This is a genomic window from Kribbella sp. NPDC050124 (assembly GCF_044460355.1).
Lineage (GTDB): Bacteria > Actinomycetota > Actinomycetes > Propionibacteriales > Kribbellaceae > Kribbella.
In genome coordinates this window covers 321837-339210 of sequence record NZ_JBITJU010000004.1, presented here as the reverse complement: position 1 = coordinate 339210, position 17374 = coordinate 321837, and the positions used below count along the sequence as shown (strand labels likewise).

Sequence of the window (17374 nt, the reverse complement as noted above, 5' to 3'; positions counted from 1 at the left end):
CTATGACGATTCGTGTACTCGTCTGGGGCGAGAACCGGCACGAGCAGGTCGAGCCGCACGTCGCCGAGATCTACCCCGACGGCATGCACTCGACGATCGCCGCCGGGATCAGCGACAACCTCGGCGCCGAGGTGTCGGTCAGCACGACGACGCTCGACGAGCCCGAGCACGGCTTGACCGAGGAGGTGCTGGCGCGGACCGACGTCCTGGTGTGGTGGGGGCACGCGGCGCACGGCGAGGTCGACGACGCGGTGGTCGAGCGGGTCTACCAGCACGTGCTGTCCGGGATGGGTCTCGTCGTACTGCACTCCGGCCACTGGTCGAAGATCTTCGGCAAGCTGATGGGGACGTCGTGCACGCTGCGGTGGCGCAGTGAGCGGGACCGCGAGTTGGTCTGGACGGTGAACCCGACGCACCCGATCGCGCAGGGCGTGCCGCACCCCATCATCATCGAGCAGCAGGAGATGTACGGCGAGTTCTTCGACATCCCGGTGCCGGACGAGCTGATCTTCGTCTCGTCGTTCTCCGGTGGCGAGGTGTTCCGGTCCGGCTGCACGTTCCGGCGCGGGCACGGCAAGATCTTCTACTTCTCGCCGGGCGACCAGGACTACCCGGTCTACCACCACAAGGACGTCCGCAAGGTGATCGCGAACGGCGTCGCGTGGGTGAACACCGACCTGCCCGAGCGGAAGGTGCCGACTCTCCTTCGCTACGAGACCGAGGACTTCTTCAACGGCCACGGCTACACCGGCCCCATCGAGGCTGAGTCCCATGAAGAGCGTGCTGATGCCTGAGCCATTGCGCCTTCTCCAGGTCGGCGCCGGCGGCATGGGCCGGGCCTGGCTCCGGACGATTGCCGACAATCCTGATGTCGACTTGGTCGGCCTGGTCGACCTCGACGTCGACGTGGCCCGGAAGGCGGCCGACGAGCACGGGTACGGCGCCGTACCGGTGGCCGCGTCGCTCGGTGAACTCGCCGACGCGGCGGATGCGGTCATCGACGTCACGGTGCCGGTCGCGCATCCCAAGGTGAGCGTGGAGGCCTTGCAGCGTGGGCTTCCAGTGCTGTGCGAGAAGCCGCTGGCCGAGACGGTCCGCGAGTGCCTCGGGATGGTCGCCGCGTCCGAGGTGAGCGGCAAGCTGCTGATGGTGTCGCAGTCCCGGCGCTACTTCCAGGCCGGCAACGCCTTCGGCCGCCAACTCGCCGAGCTCGGCCGGATCGGGTCACTGTCCTGCGAGTTCTTCAAGGCGCCACACTTCAGCGGATTCCGGGAGCGGATGGCCGAGCCACTGCTTGTCGACATGGCGATTCACCAGTTCGACCTGTCCCGCAAGCTGATCGGCTCCGAACCGGTGTCGGTGTACTGCGAGTCCTACAACCCGGACTGGAGCTGGTTCGACGGCAACGCGGCCGCCAACGCCGTGTTCACCTTTGCCGACGGCACTCGTTTCGCCTTCACCGGAAGCTGGTGCGCACCCGGCCTGGAGACGTCGTGGAACGGCCGCTGGCGGGCAAGCGCAGCCGGCGGTACGGCGACCTGGGACGGCGACAACCCACCCGTCGCCGAACTGGAATCAGGCGAGGCGTTGCCGTCCGCGTTGCTGGACGAACCCGAGCAGATCGCGGGCTCACTGGCGGAGTTCGTCGACGCCGTCCGGGAGTCGACGGTCCCGCAGTCCGAGGTGCACTCCAACGTCGTCAGCGTCGCCATGGTCGAGGCCGCCGTACGGTCTGCATCCCTTGGCACACCGGTTCAGATCGCCGACGTCATCACCGACGCGTACGCCGAAGCCCTGGCGACCGTCCAGGACCCGACGCTGCACGCCGCCCTCCAGGCGTGGCCGAATCCGTTGAAGGCCGTCGGTCTGGAGTCCTGAAGCAGTACGCGCGGAGGAGGTCCGGCTTCTCCGCGCGTACTTCAGGTCAGTCCCCAGAGGGCTGCGATCAGGGGTTTGCGCAGGTCGGCCCGGCGGGCACAGAGGCCGATCGTGAGCGGTTCGAGGTCAGCGGGGAGTTCGATCAGCCGGTCCGCCGAGGGTGAGGACTCCAGGACCAGCCGGGGCACGATCCCGGTGCCACAACCCAGTGCCACCAGCGCAAGCAGGGCTTCATGCCCATCCGGCTCTGCCGCGATCGCCGGCTTGATGCCCCGGCGACGGAACCAGCGGAAGGCTGCCTCGCGCACCAGACCACGGGCGGGTACGACGAACGGACCGTCTGCCGCGGGATCTGTCGTCACCAGGACGAGGTCCGTGACGGCGACAGTGCGAGTCACCATCGTTTGCGGGAACCGCTTCGGAATACCTGCGACCGCCGCGTCCACTTCGCCTTCGTCGAGCCTGGCCAGGGCAGCCGCCGCATCGCCGGTGCGGATGTCGAGCCGGATCTGCGGATGCGCTTCCCGCAAAGGCGCCAGCAGGTCGGGCAGCAACGCCTGGCAGGCGGTCACCGTGGCGAAGATCCGGAGCACGCCGGCCAGCTCGGCCGGCTCGTCAGCCCCAGTCCGGTAGTCGTCCCAGAGCTCCAAAGCCCGTTCGGCGTACGACGTGAACCGCTGACCTTCCGGGGTCAGTACGACGCCGCGCGGACCGCGGTCGAGCAGGCGAGCACCCGCTCGTACCTCCAGCCGCTGGATCGTCCGGGTCAGCGTGGCCGCGCTGACATGACACTCGAGGCTGGTGCGCCCGTAGTTCAGTGTGCGCGCCAGATGCAGGAACAGCTCCAGCTCGCGATGTTCCATCTTCCACTCCCTGCAACGACCCGGTGCAGATGTTGCGCTTGCCGCAATGCTCTCAGACCGCCTTGACTGAACGGCATGAGCACCTTCACCTCGTCGGTCTTTCGCACCGAGACCATGACCGTTCCGGGCGGAACGGAGACCATCCTGCGCGGCGGCCAGGACCTGTTCCCGCTGCTTCCCGAGGCACTGCACGGCGCACGGCGGATCGGCGTGCTCGGCTGGGGTCCGCAAGGCCGCGCCCAGGCGCTGAACCTGCGCGACTCGCTCGCCGGGACCGACGTGACGGTGTCCGTCGGACTGCGACCGGGTTCGTCGTCGGCGGAGGACGCCCGCAAGCACGGCTTCACCGAGGAGAACGGCACCCTCGGCGACTGGCTGGCCGTCGCCGCCGACTCCGACCTGCTGATCCTGCTGATCGCCGACGCGGCGCTGGCCGCCAACCACGAGAAGATCTTCGCCGTCCTGAAGCCCGGCGCCACGATCGGCCTGTCGCACGGCTTCCTGCTCGGCCACCTGAAGGCGACCGGCGGCGACTTCCCCGCCGGCCACCCGGTGATCGCGGTCTGCCCCAAAGGCATGGGCGACTCGGTACGGCGGCTCTACGAGCAGGGCGCGACCGTCAACGGCGCCGGAATCAACGCGAGCATCGCCGTCCACGCCGACCCGGACGGGCACGCGACGGACCGCGCGCTCGCGTGGTCGGTCGGCCTGGGTTCGCCGTACACCTTCCTGACCACGCTGGAGAACGAGTACAAGTCCGACATCGTCGGCGAGCGCGCGATCCTGCTGGGCGCGGTCCACGGTCTCGTCGAGGCGCTGTACCGGCATTTCCGGATCGAGGGCGCTGATCCGGTGTCGGCGTACGAGCGTTCCACCGAGGCGATCACCGGCCCGATCGCGCGCACCATCTCCGACGCCGGTCTGCCCGCGGTCCGGGCGGCCCTGAGCGAAGCGGACCAGGACGTGTTCGACCGGGCGTACACCGCGGCCTACGGACCGGCTCGTGAGCTCGTCGCCGAGATCTACGACGAAGTTGCCGACGGGACCGAGCTGCGCAGCGTCATCCTGGCCGAGGGCCGGCTCGCGACCCGGCCGATGACCAAGATCGGCGGCAGCCCGATGTGGTTGCACGCCGCCGAGGTACATGCTCGCCGCGGTACGGCGACCATCGCCATCGACCCGCTGACCGCCGGCCTGTTCGTGGCCACCATGGTCGCCCAGGTGGACGAGTTCGCCGACCGCGGCCACCCGTGGTCCGAGATCGTCAACGAGTCGATCATCGAGGCCGTCGACTCGCTGCTGCCGTACATGCACGCCCGCGACGTCGCCTACATGGTCGACAACTGCTCCCGCACCGCCCGCCTCGGCACCCGCCGCTGGGGTCCGCGTTTCCAGGCCGCCTACGAGCAGATCGCCATCCCCGGGCTGACCGACCCGGCAGACACCACCTTGCTCAAGAGCTTCCTCGACAACCCCACCCACGCGGCTCTCGCCGAAGCTGCAAAACTCCGTCCGTCGGTGGACATCTCCGTCAGTTGAGTCGTGCGTGGGCCGCGCGGCCCGTGGTGTGATCACCCTTGAACGTGTCGGCCTGCTGGGAGGACGAGGACGTGCTGGGGCTTTCGGAGACGGCAATTGGTTGGCTGGAAGGTAGGCGTCCCGCGGACGGCGTGAGCCTCCCCGATGACGACCGGGCTGTGCAGCTGCTCGAGTTCTGCGGGGTCTCGGAGCAGGACCGGGACGACATGCTCGCAGCCCGGCCGGATCGGTCGCGCGATGCCGGCTGGTGCACCTTGCAGCGAGCGTTCGTGACACATCTGGGCTCCGGGCGGCACTGGGCCAAGCGAACCGGGATCAGGCTGCCGGCCGCTGCCTGAGCGCGGCCTTTCAATGGTGCTCGAAGGGGTCGGGGAGTTTCGGAGTGGACCGCGTTTCCGGGCGGACAATCGACGGGGAAATCGATTACTCACTTGGAGGACTCCGATGACACTGTCCCGACGTGCGTTCTTCGGAACTGTCGGTGGCGCCGGGCTGGCGGCGGCCGTCGTACCCGATCTGCTGCGGCCCGGGCGTGCTCAGGCGGCGCGGTGGAAGAAGCGACTGACCGGGGCGGACCTGGACACGAACAGTCGGTGGCAGGTGGCGGGCACCGACCTCGGCATCCCGTACGTGCTGGAGAACGGCTCGATCGGCTACCTGTTCGGCGACACCTTCAACTCCCCGTGGCCGGAGCAGCCGAACAACGACTGGCGTTCCCCGGTGATGCTGCGGTCCGCCGTACACCCCGGTGATCCCGGCGGCGTGGTCTTCGACAGCGCGGCCAAGGTCGCGGGCAACGGGCGGGCGCCGGAGATCATGCACAACGGGCACAACGGGATCGGCATCGACGGGGTCTGGGAGGTGACCGTGATCCCGAACGACGGGATCAGCTTCCCCGAGACCGGCCGGCAACTGGTGTCGTACATGAGCATCCAGAACTGGAACCCGGGTCCGCGCAACGCGCTCTGGAAGTCCAACTACGCCGGCCTCGCGTACTCCGACAACGGCAACGACTTCTTCCGGACGCCGCTGAAGTGGTGGAACGACGGCGACAACGCGAACCCGTTCCAGATGTGGACGATGCAGCGCGACGGCGACTGGGTCTACGTGTTCTCGGTCCGCTCCGGCCGGCAGGACGGCCCGATGATGCTGCAACGGGTGCCCTGGGAGGAGATGTTCTACCCCGAGTCCTACCAGGGCTGGGGCTGGAACGGGTCGAACTGGGGCTGGAACCGGCCCTGCACCCCGATCCTCACCGGCCGCTTCGGCGAGCCGTCGGTACGGCGGCTGGCCGACGGCACCTGGGCGATGTCGTACCTGAACTGCGCGACCGGCTGCATCGTCACACGTACGGCGGCCGGCCCGGACCAGGTGTGGACCGGCGAGAAGGTCCAGGTGTTCCCGTGGGAGGAGCCGGGCCTGTACGGCGGATTCATCCACCCGTGGTCGACCCGGGACTCTCTCCACCTGATGGTCTCCAAGTGGACCCACCTCAACAACGACCCGAACCAGCCGTCAACCGCGTACCACGTCAGCCAGTTCGTCGGCACCCGCTAGGGCCTGGACAGCAAACGGGGACCTCGGACATCTGGTCAGATGTCCGAGGTCCCCGGAAGTTGTCAGAGCTTCAGTGCAGCGGCGACCACGTCGGCGAGCGAGTGGGCGATCTCGTGCGCGGTGTCGGACGACTCCGCCTCGACCATGACCCGGACCAGGGGCTCCGTGCCCGAGGGGCGGAGGAGCACTCGGCCGGTGTCACCCAGGCGGGTGGTGGCCTCGGCCACCGCAGCCTGGACTGCCGGGTCGGTGCCGGCGCGGGACTTGTCGACGTCCTTGACGTTGACCAGCACCTGCGGGAGCCGGGTCATCGCGCCGGCCAGATCGCTCAGCGTCTTGCCGGTCTGGGCGACCCGGGCGAGCAGCATGACCGCGGTCAGCGTGCCGTCGCCGGTGGTGGCGTGGTCGGACAGGATCACGTGCCCGGACTGCTCACCGCCGAGCTTGTGCCCGCCGGCCTTCATTGCCTCCAGCACGTACCGGTCGCCGACCTTGGTCTGCTCGACCGCGATCCGCTCCCGGACCATCGCCTGGACGAACCCGAGGTTGCTCATCACGGTCGCGACCACGGTGTCGTTGGACAGCCGACCGCTGTCGCGCATCGCCAGCGCCAGGATGGCGAGGATCTGGTCGCCGTCCACGAGCTCGCCGTTCGCGTCGACGGCCAGGCAGCGGTCCGCGTCACCGTCGAGGGCGATGCCGAGGTCGGCGCGGTGACCGAGCACCTCGCGCTGCAGGCCCTCCAGGTGGGTGGAACCGCAGTCCAGGTTGATGTTCAGTCCGTCGGGGGCGGCGGCGTACGTGATCACCTCCGCGCCGAGCCGGCGCAGGGCCTCCGGCGCGGTCTGCGAGGCGGCGCCGTTGGCGCAGTCGATCACGACCTTGAGGCCGTCGAACCGGTTCGGCGCCGAGCGGACCAGGTGCGAGACGTAGGTCTCGAACCCCTGCCCGTCGTCAGAGACACGGCCGACGTCCGACCCGGTCGGGCGCTGCCACTCCTCGCCCATCCGGGCCTCGATCGCGTCCTCGATCGCGTCGTCCAGCTTGATCCCGCCGCGGGCCAGGAACTTGATGCCGTTGTCCGGCATCGGGTTGTGGCTGGCGGACAGCATCACGCCGAGGTCGGCGCCGGTCGAGCCGGTCAGGTAGGCCACGGCCGGGGTCGGCAGGACGCCGAGCCGGACCACGTCGACGCCGGCGCTGGCCAGACCGGCCACCACGGCGGCTTCCAGGAACTCACCACTGGCGCGTGGATCCCGCCCCACAACGGCGCGCGGCCGGTGCCCTTCGAAGGCACCGGCCTCGCCGAGTACGTGAGCTGCCGCGACCGAGAGGTCGAGCGCAAGCTCCGCGGTCAGGTCCACGTTCGCCAGGCCACGGACTCCGTCCGTGCCGAACAAACGACCCATCAGATGATCAGCGCTTGCTGTACTGCGGCGCCTTGCGGGCCTTTTTGAGACCGGCCTTCTTCCGCTCCTTGATCCGCGCGTCGCGGGTGAGCAGACCGGCCTTCTTCAGACCGGGGCGGTTCGCCTCCTGGTCGGCCTCGTTCAGGCACCGGGCCACGCCCAGCTGCAGCGCACCGGCCTGGCCGGTGATGCCGCCACCGTTGATCCGGGCGATCACGTCGTACGAGCCCTCCAGGCCCGCGACGACGAACGGCTCGTTCACGTGCTGCTGGTGCACCTTGTTCGGGAAGTACACGTCGAGCGGCTTGCCGTTGATCTTCCAGTTGCCGCTGCCCGGCACGATCCGCACGCGGGCGACGGCCTCCTTGCGGCGGCCGGTGGCGCCGGCCGGGTTGATCACCGCGACGCGACCCGTCTCGGCGCGCTGCTCCGGAGTCGGGCTCGTCTCGGAGGTGTAGGCGACCGGGCCCTCGCTGTCGATGGGGACCTCGGGGTCGAACTCTTCGGTCTCGGTGGTGATGTCGCTCACGCTGAAAATCCTCGTTTACAGGGCTCGTCGATCGCTTACTGGGCGATCTGGGTGATCTCGAACGGCTTCGGCTGCTGGGCCGAGTGCGGGTGCTCCGGACCGGCGTACACCTTCAGCTTGGTGAGCAGCTTCCGGCTCAGGCGGTTCTTCGGCAGCATGCCCCAGACAGCCTTCTCGACGGCCTTGCGAGGGTCCTTCTCGAGGATCTCGCCGATCGGCGTGGCCGTCAGACCACCCGGGTGGCCCGAGTGGCGGTACGCCAGCTTGTCCGTCCGCTTGGTGCCGGACAAGGCGACCTTGGAGGCGTTGACGACGACGACGAAGTCGCCGCCGTCCACGTGCGGCGCGAACGTCGGCTTGTGCTTGCCGCGCAGCAGGGTGGCGATCTGGACGGCGAGCCGACCGAGCGTGACGTCGGTGGCGTCGATCACGTGCCACTCGCGGGTGACGTCAGCAGGCTTCGGGCTGTACGTGCGCACGGTCGTTGACCTTCGTTTCTCAGAGGTTGACAAAACTGGTACGTCGGCGAGCGGTCCGCCGACGGGCTGGGACCTGGAACGCACAACAGCAGCCCAGAATACCGGCGGTGTCGGCTCCGGGTCAAAGCGAGCGCAAGCCCACCGGGGACCCCGGCTTGGAAGGAATCCCCGACCGCACTAGTTTAGCGGTGAAGATTGCAGTCCGACCCGCGTCCCGCCGGAAGACTTACCCTCACTCGTCCAGGCGATGACGCCAGCTTCCGAAGAGGGCATTGTGACCGAACAGTCGCTCACCGTCCGGGACAACCGGACCGGCAAGGACTTCGACCTTGCCATCACCGATGGCACCATCCGTGCCGCGGATCTCAAGCAGATCAGCGCAACCGACGGCGACGGGGGCCTGGCCACCTACGACCCCGGCTTCGTCAACACCGCCTCCTGCCGCTCGTCCGTCACCTTCATCGACGGCGACAAGGGCATCCTGGAGTACCGGGGCTACCCGATCGAGCAGCTCGCCGAGCAGTCGAACTACCTCGAGGTGGCCTATCTCCTGGTGAACGGCAAGCTGCCGAACAAGGCGGAGTACGAGGCCTGGGCGCACGACGTGACGTATCACACGTTCGTGCACGAGAACCTGAAGACCTTCATGCAGGGCTTCCGGTACGACGCCCACCCGATGGGCATGCTGCTGGCCTCGGTCGGCGCGCTGTCCACCTTCTACCCCGAGTCCCGCAACATCTTCGACGAGGAGTCCCGGGCGCTGCAGATCCGGCGGCTGATCGCGAAGATGCCGACGCTGGGCGCGTTCGCCTTCCGGCACGCCCAGGGCAAGCCGTACGTGTACCCGGACAACGAGCTCAGCTACACGGCGAACTTCCTGTCCATGCTGTTCAAGATGAGCGAGCCCAAGTACGCCGCCGACGACCGGCTGGTGCGGGCGCTGGAGATCCTGTTCATCCTGCACGCCGACCACGAGCAGAACGCCTCCACCAACGCGGTCCGGGCGATCGGCTCCACCCAGGTCGACCCGTACACCGCGGTCGCCGGTGGCATCGGCGCCCTCTACGGCCCGCTGCACGGTGGCGCCAACGAGGCGGTGCTGAAGATGCTCCGCCGGATCGGCTCGATCGAGAACGTCCCGTCGTTCATCGAGGGCGTGAAGAACGGCGAAGAGCGGCTGATGGGCTTCGGCCACCGGGTCTACAAGAACTACGACCCGCGCGCCAAGATCATCAAGAAGGCGGCCGACGACGTCTTCGAGGTCACCGGGATCAACCCGCTGCTGAAGATCGCCGTCGAGCTGGAGAAGATCGCGCTGGAGGACGAGTACTTCGTCTCCCGCAAGCTCTACCCGAACGTCGACTTCTACTCCGGCCTGATCTACGAGGCCCTGCAGTTCCCGCCGGACATGTTCACCGTCCTGTTCGCCATCCCGCGCACCTCGGGCTGGCTGGCCCAGTGGCTGGAGATGCTGAACGACGGCGACCAGAAGATCGCCCGCCCCAAGCAGATCTACACCGGCGAACGCGGCACCCAATACGTCCCCATGGGCGACCGCTGACCCACCCCCCAAACGGCCCCTCCACCCGGAGGGGCCGTTTGTCGTTGACGAGCGGATATCCCTCGGTGTTGTGCCTTCTCCCCTCGCACACCAAGGGAGAAGGCACAACCGCACCGGATGACCACGGGGTGACCGCGGTGTCCCTCCACCCAGGCCTGGTCCGCACCGAGGCAGTCCTCCGAGCCGCCGAACACTTCGACCTCACCGACTCGGAATCACCCCAGTTCACCGGCCGCGCCGTGGCTGCCCTAGCCGGCGACCCCGATGTCATCCGACTGAGCGGCCAGGTGGTCCGCTCGGCCGAACTCGCTCAGCAGTACGACTTCACCGACGTCGACGGCCGCCGCCCAGGACTATCGTCTACTGCTTGATCCCGTACCGCAGAAGCGCCACCCCGTTGTCGAACGAGGTGGCCTCGAGCAACGTCAGGTCTTGCCGGTCCTCGAAGACGCGAGTCCCGTTGCCACGTGTCGCCGGGCAGACCAGCATCCGGACCTCGTCGACCAGGCCCGCGTCCACCAGGGAGCGCATGAGCCGCAAGCTCCCCCACAGCCAGATGTCCTTGCCGCCCTGCTCCTTGAGCTCCCGGACGGTGGCGGCCGGGTCCCGCGTCACGGTCGCAGCCGGAAAGTCGCCCCAGGGCGCGTCGTCCAGCGTCGACGAGGCGACGAACTTGGTGAGCTTGTTGAGCTTCTCGCCGTACACGCCCTGATCCTTGGCGTACGGCCAGTAGCCCTTGGACTGGTTGTACGTGTTGGCCCCGAGAATCATCGTGTCGACCGAGTCGATGAACCCGATCAGGTTGTTCTTGAAGGGATCGTCGGTGACCGCGTCGTCAAACGGCTCCCCCGACACGAAGCTCAGGCCCCCGTCCTCCTCCGCCGCAACGTTGTCGACGGTAACCCACTGCTGAACTACGAGCTTCCGCATAACAGTCCTCCCGGTAAGTGCGATGTCCACCGCATTTACCCCAGAGACGAAGCCCCCCGCCCACTCTCGACATCCCAGCCGCCCCGAGCGGCCGGAGGCGGTGGCCTTTGGTTAATGTCTATAGAATTAACCAACTTAGGGGTATTGACCGGGTCTCTGGTCAGGTTAATGCTTTCACCATGGGTAGGGAAGAGCGGACGACGCTTCGGGATGTCGCGGAGGCGGCTGGGGTTTCGGTGGCTACCTGCTCGTATGTGCTGAGTGGGCGGGCGGACCGGACCACGCCGTTGCCGGAGGCGACTCGGCGGCGGGTCGAGGAGGCGGCTCGGCGGCTGGGGTACAAGGGGAACACCGCGGCGCGGAGTCTGCGGCGGCAGCGGTCGGAGTTGATCGCTCTGGTGTACGCCCCACCGGTCGGGCCCTGGCTGGATCGGTTGACGATGCAATGCGAGGACATCGCGGCCGCGCACGGCTACTCCGTCATAGGTGTCCCGGTACGGCGCCTGGACCGCGCAGCCCAGTCCCTCAGAGTCATCACCCGCGGGCACATCGACGGCGCGATCTTCACCCCGGGCCTCAGCGACGACCTGGATCTCACCGCGGCCCGCCGTTCCACCCGGGCACTGATGGCGTTCTCCGACAACCTCCGAATGCCCGGAGTCGACGTCATCCGCAACAACGTCCGCAAGGCCCTGGCCGAGGCCACCACCTACCTCCTCGACGCCGGACGGGAGCGCATCGCCTTCCTCTCCCACACCGGCGCACAGGACGATCGCCACCTCGGGTACGTCGACGCCCTGCAAGCACACGGTGTCGAGGTCGACCCGGCCCTGGTCCGGGTCGGCGCGGCGTCCCGGGAGGACGCCGTACTCGTCGTCCGCGAGCTCCTCGACTCACCGAAGCCACCGGACGCGATCGTCTCCGAGTCCGACCGCGGCGGGTTCGCGGCCCTCCAGGCTGCCGTGGACCGAGGCGTGAAGGTGCCGGACGACCTGGCCGTGATCGGGACCGGCAACACCCGCGAGGCGTCGTACTCGCTGCCGCCGCTGACCAGCGTCGGCATGTATCAGCTCGACTTCACCGAGATGGTCGAGGCGCTGTTCGCGCGCATCGACGATCCCACCCTGCCCGCCCGGGAGCTCTCCATGCCCTGGGTCCTCAACCACCGCGAATCCGCGTAACCCTCCCCGTGCCGTACCAAGTACTTCGAAAGGTTCGTCATGCCCTCAATCGACCGCCGCTCGTTCCTCCAGCTCGGGCTCGGCGCCACTGTCCTCGGCGCGGTCGGCACCGCCTGCGCGCCGGCCACGCCGGGGGCGAAGACGCAGGACGCCCGGACGTTCACCATCTACTGGAACGCCGGGCACGGCTACCAGGCCTACAAGGAGGTGATCGACCAGTTCGGCAAGGATCACGACCTGCAGATGAACTGGCAGAAGTTCCAGTGGCCGGACCTGACCACCAAGCTGACCGCCGACTTCCGGTCCGGGAACGTGCCGGACCTGGTCGAGGAGGTGTCCGCCGGGACCGGGACGCAGTACGGGCTGGCCGGCAACGTGCTGGCGCTGGACGAGTTCGCCAAGGCGGACCAAGCGTTCGGCTTCCCGGGCGACTTCATCGACCAGGCCGTCGTCGCCCGGCAGTACGAGGGCAAGACGTACTCGATCCCGCTGCACCTGACGGCCAACGGCCTGGTCTTCTACAACAAGGCGATGGTCGACAAGGCGCCGACGACCTGGGACGAGTTCCTCGAGATCGCCAGGTCCACCACCAAGGACAAGGTCAGTGGTACGGCGCTCAACGCCGACGCCAGCTATGCGGGTCCGTTCTACAGCCAGCAGAAGGTCGACTTCAGCCAAGTCGCCGGCAAGCAGTTCATGATGCCCGTCGACGGCGCCCGGACCGCGCTGCAGTTCATGCAGGACCTGATCTACACCCACAAGTTCTCCCCCGCGCCGGTCGCGACGACGGACTACTCCGGTCCGCAGAAGCTGTTCTCCGCCAAGCGCGCCGCGATGTTCGTGTCCGGGCCGTGGGACATCGGCCCGATCCGGCAGGGCAGCCCGGACATCGACCTCGGTCTCGCCGTACCGCTGATCGGCGCAGTGCAGGCAGCGTCGATGGCCGGCGCCGGCCTGATGATCCCGACCAAGGCACGGGACCCCAAGCTGTCCTGGGAGTTGATCACCAAGCTGACCGCGGTGAAGACCGAACTGGCCGCCACCAAGGAGTCCGGGATGTCGATGCCGCGGAAGAGCTGGGCCGCCGACCCGGCGGTCGCCGCGGACCCGAACCTGGCCACGATCGCCAAAGCGCTCGCGGTGGTGGCGAAGCAGGACGTCCAGCTGTCCGCCAGCGGTAAGGCCGCGCAGATCACCGAGCTGTGGAAGAAGGCCTACCAGCAGATGATCATCCAGCGCGCACCGGTCGAGCAGACGCTGGCCGACTTCCGTAAGCAGGCCGGGGCGGCCCTGTGACCCGTCGGCGGCAGGCGGCGACCGCATGGCTGTTCCTGACTCCGGCGGTGCTGTTCTTCACCCTGCTGTTCTTCCTCCCGATCGGCAACCAACTGATGACCGGCCTGTACGACGCCGACGGGGTGACGTTCGTCGGCCTGGGCAACTTCAGTCGCGCGCTGAGCGATCCCGAGGTGGTGCACTCGTTCCTGATCACCTTGCTGTACGCCGCCGGCACCCTGATCGTCGGTACGGCGGTGGGCCTCGGACTGGCCGTGATCCTCAACCAGGCGCTGCCCGGCCGCACGCTGTTCCGCTCGATGCTCCTGATCCCGTACCTGACGTCGGTGTCGATCGTCGGCCTGCTGTGGCGCAACATCCTCGATCCGCAGGTCGGGATCCTGAACCGGCTGCTCGAGTCAGTCGGCCTGCCTGGGCAGACCTGGCTGAGCACCCACCCGCTGGCGACGATCGTCGGCATCACGGTCTGGTCCGGCGCGGGCTACACGATGGTGCTCTTCCTGGCCGGCCTGCAAGGGATCCCGACCTTGTACTACGAAGCCGCGAGGATCGACGGGGCCGGGCCGTGGCGGCGGTTCTTCGCGATCACGCTGCCGTTGCTCGCGCCGACTACGTTATTTGTTTCGATCATCGGATTGATCAGTACATTGCAGCAGTTTGCTCTGCCGTACATAGTCACCGGCGGCGGGCCCGGCAACGCGACCTCGCTCTACGCCCATCGCTTGTTCATCGTCGCGTTCAACGACAACGACTTCGGCTACGCGTCGGCGCTGTCCGTCCTGCTGCTGCTCGTCGTACTGGTGCTGTCGCTGCTGCAGTTGCGGATCGGGGACCGGGCCCATGCGTGAACGACTCTTCCCCGGTGACCGGTTGGCGGCGTACGTCGTACTGGTCGCGCTCGGCCTGGTCACCGTGCTGCCGCTGCTCTACATGATCGTGCTGGCGTTGCAGAGTGACGCCGAGGTGCAGTCCGGCGATCCGGTGCTGTGGCCGGCCGACCTGCAGTGGCAGAACTTCACCCGGTTGTTCGAGGCGGCGCCGTTCGGGCGGTTCTTCGTGAACAGCTTCGTGATGGCCGGGGCGATCACGGTCGCGCACCTGGTCTTCGACCCGCTGGTCGGGTACGTGTTCGCGAAGATGGACTTCCCGGGCAAGCGGATCGCGTTCGTCGCCGTGCTGTCCACGCTGATGGTGCCGTTCTTCGTCCGGATGCTGCCGATCTACGCGATCTTCGCGAACCTGGGCTGGATCGACAGCTACCAGGGCCTGATCGTGCCGTTCCTGATGGATGCCTACGGCATCTTCTTGATGCGGCAGTTCATCCGGCCGCTGCCCGACGAGCTGATCGAGGCGGCCCGGGTGGACGGCGCCGGCGAGTTCCGGATCTACCTGCGGGTGATCCTGCCCCAGTGCAAGCCCGCGCTGGCGGTGCTCGGCCTGTTCACCTTCGTCTTCCAGTGGAACGAGTTCCTCTGGCCGTTGATCGCCACCAGCCGGACCGAGATGCGCACGCTGCCGATCGGGCTGACGCTGTTCAACCAGGAGTACTTCACCCAGTGGAACCTGACCGCGGCCGGCGCCCTGCTGCTGTTCGTCCCGACCGCGGTGTTCTTCGTGATCACCCAGAAATTCCTGGTCGAGGGCATCGCGCTCTCCGGCCTGAAGTGAGGACTCTGATGCGCCCTAATGTGATCGTCTTCTTCACCGACCAGCAGCGCTGGGACACCGTCGGGAGCCCGCTGGGCATCACCCCGAACCTCGACCTGATGGCCCGGCACGGCACCTCGTTCGAGACAGCCTGCACGACCAACCCCGTCTGCGCACCGGCCCGCGCGGCCATGCAGACGGGCATGTATCCGACCAACACCGGCGTCTACCGCAACAACGTGCCGCTGCCGACGGATGCGCCGACGCTGGGCCGGCTGTTCGGTGCCGCCGGCTACCAAACCGGCTACATCGGCAAGTGGCACCTCGGAACGCAGGAGCCCGTTCCCGTCGAGGAGCAAGGCGGCTACGACTTCTGGCTGGCTTCCAACCTGCTCGAGTTCACCTCGGACGCGTTCCGAACCGTCGTGTACGACCGGGACGGCGAGCCCGTCCGCCTGCCCGGCTACCGCCCGGACGCGCTGACGGACGCCGCGATCCGCTACGTCACCAGGGCCTCGGCGGACGACCGCCCGTTCATGCTCTTCCTCTCGCTGATCGAGCCGCACCACCAGAACGAGCACGACGACTATCCGGCCCCCGAGGTCTACCGCGACACCTACAACGGCGCCTGGCTCCCACCGGACCTCGCCTCTCTCCCAGGTACGGCGCACCAGCACGCCGCCGGGTACTACGGCCAGATCAAGCGGGTCGACGAGTGCCTCGGCAGACTCCGCGACGCGCTGGTCAGCCTCGACCTGCTCGACGACACCCTGGTCGTCTACACCTCGGACCACGGGTCCCACTTCAAGACACGCAACAGCGAGTACAAGCGGTCGCCGCATGACGGATCGGTCAGGGTCCCGCTGGTTGTCGAGGGTCCGGGCTACCGCGGCGGTACTCGCGTCGGAGTACCCGTCAGCACGGTCGACGTAGTGCCGACCGTGCTCGATGCCGCCGGAATCGAGTTGCCCGATCACCTGGACGGCGTACCTCTGCGGCAACGCACGGCGAACGAGCCGGTGTTGATCCAGGTGAGCGAGTCCGAGGTCGGGCGTGCGGTGCGCACGGACCGGTGGAAGTACTACGTCCACGCGCCGGAGATCGGTGACGAGCCGACGGCGGATCGCTATGTGGAGAAGGCGTTGTACGACCTGACGGCCGACCCGTACGAGCTCAACAACCTGATCGACAGCGCCGGGCATCAGGAGGTCGCCGCGGAGTTGCGCGAGGTGCTGGTCGGTGAGGTGCTTCGGATCGAGAAGCAGGCGGTGACGGTCACGCCGTACCCGGACGTGCAGGACCGGGGGCGCTTTCCCGAGACCACCGTCCGGCGGCTCAAACTGGACGGCCGACGGCTGGAGTGACGTACTCCCCGCGGCCTCAGGGTCTCCCTGAGTCGTACCGCGGCTGGCGTAGGCGAACTGCCGTCAACTGCCGGACGCGGTAGGCACAGTGCGGCGGCGACGCTGTGGTGGACATCGACTGTGACAGGGAGAAACCACCATGAACGCCTTGCTCCACAAGGGAAACAGGATCGCCGACTGGCTCGGGCGGCGCAGCATCGACATCCTGCGGGTCAGCCTCGGCCTGATCTTCCTCGGGTTCGGAGTGCTGAAGTTCTTCCCGGGCGCCAGCCCGGCGGAGGCCCTGGTGATGCGGACCATCGACACGCTGACCCTCGGCGTCATCGAGGGACGGAACGCGGTTCTGCTGACCGCGCTGCTGGAGTGCTTCATCGGGCTGACCCTGGTCACCGGGAAGCTCCTGCGCACCGGGCTGCTGGTGCTCGGGTTCTCGCTGGTCGGGATCATGGCGCCGCTGGTGCTGTTCTTCGGCGACCTGTTCCCGGGCACCCCGACGCTGGAGGCGCAGTACGTGCTGAAGGACATCGTGCTGGCCGCCGCCGGCCTGGTCGTCGCCGCGAAGGCGCTGACCGCGATGCCGGTCCGGATTGGAGATGGCCCCGGGCGGGCTTGATGCCTCGGTCCGGGGCCATCCGGCGCCTCTGCCGACTACGACGCGGCAGGGGCGCCGGCCGGTTCCTGCAGTTTTTCGACCAGTTGGCCGACCTGGCCGCGCGCCTTCGCCATCGCCACGTGGTCGATGTAGTCGCGGGACTCCACGATCAGCCCGTCGCGGACCCGCAGCACGAAGATCGCCGGCGCCCGGAACGGCGCCCCGGTCGCCAGCACGGTCCCGGCGTACTCGAACTCGGCGACGATCACCTCCGGGTCGGCGGTCTGGTGGACCCGGATGTTCTCCGGCCGGAACCGGATCGACTCGACCACCCGCGGGGCGTTGACCCCGAAATGCTCGCTCAGCGCGTCCCGGGTGAGCAACGGCCGGTCGCCGTACGGGTTCATCGGGTGCCGGACGTCGGTCTGCTCGGCGTACAGCGCCGGCAGCGCGTCGAAGTCGCGGTCGGCGACGCCGTGCACGAGTTTCAGGAAGACCTCTTCGGGAGTCATGCGCCAGTGCCTTTCATCGATAAACGGAGTAGCAACT

General features: G+C 67.9%; 19 protein-coding genes. 13 read left to right on the top strand and 6 right to left on the bottom strand.

Annotation, left to right across the window (positions count from 1 at the left end):
• The first annotated feature begins 2 nt into the window (after nt 1-2).
• A complete protein-coding gene (locus ACIBL3_RS13990; RefSeq protein WP_396353661.1) occupies nt 3-794 on the top strand; it encodes a ThuA domain-containing protein in 792 nt (263 codons plus the stop codon).
• Entirely contained in the window at nt 772-1878 is a 1107-nt protein-coding gene (locus ACIBL3_RS13985; protein ID WP_396353660.1) for a Gfo/Idh/MocA family protein, read from the top strand. Before ACIBL3_RS13990 ends, ACIBL3_RS13985 begins: the two co-directional genes overlap by 23 nt.
• A gap of 41 nt (nt 1879-1919) precedes the next feature.
• On the opposite strand, the gene ilvY is transcribed toward ACIBL3_RS13985, so the two are convergent.
• The gene (gene ilvY, locus ACIBL3_RS13980) at nt 1920-2741 is read right to left on the bottom strand and encodes an HTH-type transcriptional activator IlvY (RefSeq protein ID WP_396353659.1); all 822 of its coding nucleotides are present in this window, start codon (nt 2739-2741) and stop codon (nt 1920-1922) included.
• Between the two features lie 75 nt (nt 2742-2816).
• Between ilvY and ACIBL3_RS13975 the strand changes: the two genes are divergently transcribed.
• From ACIBL3_RS13975 to ACIBL3_RS13965, 3 genes are all read left to right on the top strand, one after another.
• Nucleotides 2817-4280 (top strand): ketol-acid reductoisomerase, encoded by a 1464-nt coding sequence (locus ACIBL3_RS13975; RefSeq protein WP_396353658.1) that lies wholly within the window; start codon nt 2817-2819, stop codon nt 4278-4280.
• Between the two features lie 71 nt (nt 4281-4351).
• A complete protein-coding gene (locus ACIBL3_RS13970) occupies nt 4352-4618 on the top strand; it encodes a hypothetical protein (RefSeq protein WP_396353657.1) in 267 nt (88 codons plus the stop codon).
• Between the two features lie 106 nt (nt 4619-4724).
• The gene (locus tag ACIBL3_RS13965) at nt 4725-5837 is read left to right on the top strand and encodes a DUF4185 domain-containing protein (protein WP_396353656.1); all 1113 of its coding nucleotides are present in this window, start codon (nt 4725-4727) and stop codon (nt 5835-5837) included.
• A 62-nt stretch (nt 5838-5899) separates the two neighbouring features.
• Here ACIBL3_RS13965 and glmM read toward each other — a convergent pair whose 3' ends face one another.
• Genes glmM through rplM form a run of 3 tightly spaced genes read right to left on the bottom strand, consistent with a single transcriptional unit; the run spans nt 5900 to nt 8254 of the window.
• The gene (glmM, locus tag ACIBL3_RS13960) at nt 5900-7246 is read right to left on the bottom strand and encodes a phosphoglucosamine mutase (RefSeq protein ID WP_396353655.1); all 1347 of its coding nucleotides are present in this window, start codon (nt 7244-7246) and stop codon (nt 5900-5902) included.
• 7 nt (nt 7247-7253) lie between these two features.
• Nucleotides 7254-7775 carry a 30S ribosomal protein S9 gene (rpsI, locus tag ACIBL3_RS13955; RefSeq protein ID WP_396353654.1) on the bottom strand — a complete coding sequence of 174 codons (522 nt, stop codon included), beginning with the start codon at nt 7773-7775 and terminating at the stop codon, nt 7254-7256.
• Nucleotides 7776-7810: 35 nt separating this feature from the next.
• Complete coding sequence (gene rplM / locus ACIBL3_RS13950; protein WP_396353653.1) at nt 7811-8254, bottom strand: 50S ribosomal protein L13; 444 nt, start codon at nt 8252-8254, stop codon at nt 7811-7813.
• 274 nt (nt 8255-8528) lie between these two features.
• Between rplM and ACIBL3_RS13945 the strand changes: the two genes are divergently transcribed.
• Nucleotides 8529-9815 (top strand): citrate synthase, encoded by a 1287-nt coding sequence (locus tag ACIBL3_RS13945; RefSeq protein ID WP_396353652.1) that lies wholly within the window; start codon nt 8529-8531, stop codon nt 9813-9815.
• A gap of 137 nt (nt 9816-9952) precedes the next feature.
• The gene (locus ACIBL3_RS13940; protein WP_396353651.1) at nt 9953-10186 is read left to right on the top strand and encodes a hypothetical protein; all 234 of its coding nucleotides are present in this window, start codon (nt 9953-9955) and stop codon (nt 10184-10186) included.
• Here the strand turns inward: ACIBL3_RS13940 and ACIBL3_RS13935 are convergent.
• A complete protein-coding gene (locus ACIBL3_RS13935) occupies nt 10176-10745 on the bottom strand; it encodes a dihydrofolate reductase family protein (protein ID WP_396353650.1) in 570 nt (189 codons plus the stop codon). The genes ACIBL3_RS13940 and ACIBL3_RS13935 overlap by 11 nt on opposite strands.
• A gap of 179 nt (nt 10746-10924) precedes the next feature.
• Here ACIBL3_RS13935 and ACIBL3_RS13930 point away from each other — a divergent pair, with 179 nt between their 5' ends.
• The 6 genes from ACIBL3_RS13930 (at nt 10925) to ACIBL3_RS13905 (ending at nt 16846) form a co-directional block, all read left to right on the top strand.
• Nucleotides 10925-11926, top strand: coding sequence for a LacI family DNA-binding transcriptional regulator (locus ACIBL3_RS13930; protein ID WP_396353649.1), 1002 nt, complete (start codon nt 10925-10927; stop codon nt 11924-11926).
• A gap of 39 nt (nt 11927-11965) precedes the next feature.
• The gene (locus ACIBL3_RS13925; protein WP_396353648.1) at nt 11966-13222 is read left to right on the top strand and encodes an extracellular solute-binding protein; all 1257 of its coding nucleotides are present in this window, start codon (nt 11966-11968) and stop codon (nt 13220-13222) included.
• A complete protein-coding gene (locus tag ACIBL3_RS13920; RefSeq protein WP_396353647.1) occupies nt 13219-14070 on the top strand; it encodes a carbohydrate ABC transporter permease in 852 nt (283 codons plus the stop codon). Before ACIBL3_RS13925 ends, ACIBL3_RS13920 begins: the two co-directional genes overlap by 4 nt.
• On the top strand, nt 14063-14890 hold the full coding sequence (locus ACIBL3_RS13915; RefSeq protein WP_396353646.1) for a carbohydrate ABC transporter permease: 828 nt from the start codon (nt 14063-14065) through the stop codon (nt 14888-14890). Before ACIBL3_RS13920 ends, ACIBL3_RS13915 begins: the two co-directional genes overlap by 8 nt.
• Before the next feature lie 8 nt (nt 14891-14898).
• Complete coding sequence (locus ACIBL3_RS13910; protein WP_396353645.1) at nt 14899-16233, top strand: sulfatase-like hydrolase/transferase; 1335 nt, start codon at nt 14899-14901, stop codon at nt 16231-16233.
• Nucleotides 16234-16372: 139 nt separating this feature from the next.
• The gene (locus ACIBL3_RS13905; protein ID WP_396353644.1) at nt 16373-16846 is read left to right on the top strand and encodes a DoxX family protein; all 474 of its coding nucleotides are present in this window, start codon (nt 16373-16375) and stop codon (nt 16844-16846) included.
• Nucleotides 16847-16881: 35 nt separating this feature from the next.
• Here ACIBL3_RS13905 and ACIBL3_RS13900 read toward each other — a convergent pair whose 3' ends face one another.
• Nucleotides 16882-17337, bottom strand: coding sequence for a nuclear transport factor 2 family protein (locus tag ACIBL3_RS13900; RefSeq protein WP_396353643.1), 456 nt, complete (start codon nt 17335-17337; stop codon nt 16882-16884).
• Nucleotides 17338-17374: the final 37 nt, after the last annotated feature.

Coding starts and splice junctions, on each gene's coding strand:
- ACIBL3_RS13990 (WP_396353661.1), top strand. CDS start 3: ATGACGATTCGTGTACTCGTCTGGGGCGAGAACCGGCACGAGCAGGTC.
- ACIBL3_RS13985 (WP_396353660.1), top strand. CDS start 772: ATGAAGAGCGTGCTGATGCCTGAGCCATTGCGCCTTCTCCAGGTCGGC.
- ilvY (WP_396353659.1), bottom strand. CDS start 2,741: ATGGAACATCGCGAGCTGGAGCTGTTCCTGCATCTGGCGCGCACACTG.
- ACIBL3_RS13975 (WP_396353658.1), top strand. CDS start 2,817: ATGAGCACCTTCACCTCGTCGGTCTTTCGCACCGAGACCATGACCGTT.
- ACIBL3_RS13965 (WP_396353656.1), top strand. CDS start 4,725: ATGACACTGTCCCGACGTGCGTTCTTCGGAACTGTCGGTGGCGCCGGG.
- glmM (WP_396353655.1), bottom strand. CDS start 7,246: ATGGGTCGTTTGTTCGGCACGGACGGAGTCCGTGGCCTGGCGAACGTG.
- ACIBL3_RS13935 (WP_396353650.1), bottom strand. CDS start 10,745: ATGCGGAAGCTCGTAGTTCAGCAGTGGGTTACCGTCGACAACGTTGCG.
- ACIBL3_RS13930 (WP_396353649.1), top strand. CDS start 10,925: ATGGGTAGGGAAGAGCGGACGACGCTTCGGGATGTCGCGGAGGCGGCT.
- ACIBL3_RS13925 (WP_396353648.1), top strand. CDS start 11,966: ATGCCCTCAATCGACCGCCGCTCGTTCCTCCAGCTCGGGCTCGGCGCC.
- ACIBL3_RS13915 (WP_396353646.1), top strand. CDS start 14,063: ATGCGTGAACGACTCTTCCCCGGTGACCGGTTGGCGGCGTACGTCGTA.
- ACIBL3_RS13910 (WP_396353645.1), top strand. CDS start 14,899: ATGCGCCCTAATGTGATCGTCTTCTTCACCGACCAGCAGCGCTGGGAC.
- ACIBL3_RS13905 (WP_396353644.1), top strand. CDS start 16,373: ATGAACGCCTTGCTCCACAAGGGAAACAGGATCGCCGACTGGCTCGGG.
- ACIBL3_RS13900 (WP_396353643.1), bottom strand. CDS start 17,337: ATGACTCCCGAAGAGGTCTTCCTGAAACTCGTGCACGGCGTCGCCGAC.